Below are 2,587 nucleotides of genomic sequence, written 5' to 3'. Positions count from 1 at the left end.
AAAATTCACAGGGACACGCTTGCCCCTCATTCAAAAAATAAATTATACGGAGAGCAGTTGCAATATATCTAAGAAACAAAAATCGTCTATTTTCGCAAATTTTCAAGCTATTTTGAACATTTTTACGTTTTTACAATTTTCTATGAAACAAGTTGTTTCATGAAAGAACAAATGCCCTGCATTTTTGTGAGGCATTTTACTTAGCAATTTAGACGGCGACTGAAGCCACGTTAGCGAGAGCGGTTTCTGCAACTCCAATAGGCGACACCATATTTGCCAAGGAATCAAAGTAAAACTTTGCAACATTTCTCAAACTCCACCAACTTGGTGGAGTTTTACAAGATACCATATCCAAATTTTTATATATTGAAGAACATGAGTGAAAGCACCCAGATTATCTATATGCAGACAAGGCTCGTTCGGCTGATGTCCGAAGAAACGGGAGCGTCTATTGCTGCAGTAGCAACCCAGTTCAAGGAACAGGGTGTTTTTCACTATATCAAGCGAATGTGGGACTTGTTCCATATTGAAGGCGACCAGGCGGTTCTTGAAGACATAAGGCAATACCTCAAGTCAAAGGGCGTGTAAAATGCTTGATTTGAATCAGCGAACCATTCTGTACCACGGAAGTTTTTGCGAAGTATCTTCACCTGACTTGTCTAAGTGCGCCAAGTATAAGGATTTCGGTCAAGGTTTCTACCTTACAACAGACAAGGAACAAGCGAAATCCTTTGCAAAGATTTCTACAAGAAAAGCGCAGGAATCTGGAGTAATTCCAACCCAGCAGAATTTTGGAGTAGTGTCTTCCTTTGAGTACATACCGGCCAATCTCCGAACCCAAATCTTTTTAACAGCCGATGCCGACTGGCTACATTGCATTGTCGCTCATCGAAAAAAGGGGCTTTTCAATTCCCTTGTTCAGGATTTTGAAAAATACGATATCATCGGTGGCAAGATTGCAAACGACGCAACAAACATCACAATAACCACCTACATGACAGGAACCTTCGGAGATGTCGGCTCTCAACAGGCAGATGAAATATGCATACGCCTGTTACTCCCCGAACGATTAAAGGACCAGTACTGCTTTAGAACAACAGTCGCATTACAGCAACTTGCATTTATCAAAAGCGAGCGCATATGGCTGTAACAAAAGAACAAATTCAGGCCGCAATGGAACTTTTGACGACTATGGTTGTCGAGTCCATTTCCAAGGAAGACCATCTTGATGCAGCCGACGTTTTACCCGATTTTTTGAATTCCAAAACCGGGAAAATGCTCTTTGACGAAAGCCTCAAACTATGGTGCGAAGGCCCCTCGCACATCGAGGAGTTGTATAGAGCCGAGCTACAGAAAGTTCGCGGTTAAGGATTCACTTCAAAATCTTCCTAACGGATTCCAGTCGGTTCAATGCCTCAATCAAGGTTTCGTCCTTCTTGGCGAAATGGAATCGCACCAGATGGTTCACTGGTTCCCTAAAGAAACTACTGCCAGGCACTGCGGCGACGCCTACCTTCTTTGCCAAATCCATGCAGAAAAGTTCATCGGGACGGACCGCGCCAGAACCTGTCATTCCAATTCCAGAAACGGCGCCGAACTCGCCTGCAGCCATGCGACGGTCATAACCGAATTCGGAGATATCCATCATCACGAAATAGGTGCCCTGAGGTTCTGTAAACTTGAATCCCAAATTGCGTAGGCCGTCGGTAAACAGCTGTTTCATGTGGGTGTAATGATTTTGCAATTCAGCGTAATATTCGTCGCCAAAATTCATGGCAGTCACAGCCACTTCCTGCATGGTAGAAGAAGCACCCACCACCGTAAAGTCGTGGACCTTCTTGATGCGTTCCATGATGGGCTCCGGTGCCAGCACATAACCCAGGCGCCAACCCGTAATGGAATAGCTCTTGCTTAAGCTGGAGCATTCGATGGTACGTTCGCGCATACCCGGCAGCGTCGCCATGTAGGTATGAACGTTAGGTGCAAAGATGATGTGTTCGTACACTTCGTCCGTAATCACATACAAGTCGTACTTGATGGCAAGATCCGCAATCACCTTCAGTTCGTCACGGGTAAAAACCTTACCGCTGGGATTCGAAGGATTGCAAAGCACCAACGCTTTCACACCCGGCTGCTTCATGGCATCTTCAAGAACGTTTGCATCAAAAGAAAAATCAATGGGAGAAAGCGGAACGTAAATGGGCGTAGCCCCGCTCAAAATAGTGTCCGCCGTATAGTTCTCATAGAAGGGCGAGAAAATCACCACCTTGTCGCCGGGATTGCAAACCGACATCATGGTAATCATCATGGCCTCGGTGCTACCGCAGGTAATGACGATTTCCTTTTCCGGATCGTAACGCAGCCCGCTGAAATGTTCCTGCTTGCGGCACACCGCCTCACGGAAATTTTTTGCGCCAATGGTCAGCGCATACTGATGAGGGCCCGTCTTTGCCACTTCTGCCAGGCGGTTCTGCAATTCCACCGGCGGATCAAAATCCGGAAAACCCTGGGAAAGATTGATGGCCCCGCAGCCGTTTGCAATGCGGGTCATGTAGCGGATAACGGATTCCGTAAAATGGTTAGTGCG

At 46.2% G+C, this 2,587-nt stretch carries 4 protein-coding genes; 3 read left to right on the top strand and 1 reads right to left on the bottom strand.

The annotated features are described in order from the left end of the window. Window positions 1-375 precede the first annotated feature (375 nt). Genes MJZ26_14820 through MJZ26_14810 form a run of 3 tightly spaced genes read left to right on the top strand, consistent with a single transcriptional unit; the run spans window position 376 to window position 1,368 of the window. Entirely contained in the window at window positions 376-588 is a 213-nt protein-coding gene (locus MJZ26_14820) for a DUF3791 domain-containing protein (protein ID MCQ2107049.1), read from the top strand. A gap of 1 nt (window position 589) precedes the next feature. Then, entirely contained in the window at window positions 590-1,150 is a 561-nt protein-coding gene (locus MJZ26_14815) for a DUF3990 domain-containing protein (GenBank protein MCQ2107048.1), read from the top strand. Then, a complete protein-coding gene (locus MJZ26_14810; GenBank protein MCQ2107047.1) occupies window positions 1,141-1,368 on the top strand; it encodes a hypothetical protein in 228 nt (75 codons plus the stop codon). The genes MJZ26_14815 and MJZ26_14810 overlap by 10 nt, the downstream gene beginning before the upstream one ends. 4 nt (window positions 1,369-1,372) lie before the next feature. Here the strand turns inward: MJZ26_14810 and MJZ26_14805 are convergent. Then, window positions 1,373-2,587 (bottom strand): aminotransferase class I/II-fold pyridoxal phosphate-dependent enzyme (locus MJZ26_14805; protein MCQ2107046.1); only part of this gene is annotated, 1,215 nt, incomplete at its 5' end.

The sequence above is a fragment of the Fibrobacter sp. genome (assembly GCA_024398965.1).
Classification (GTDB): Bacteria; Fibrobacterota; Fibrobacteria; order Fibrobacterales; family Fibrobacteraceae; genus Fibrobacter.
Note: the sequence above shows the minus strand (reverse complement) of the source record. Positions and strands in the feature narration are given on the sequence as shown.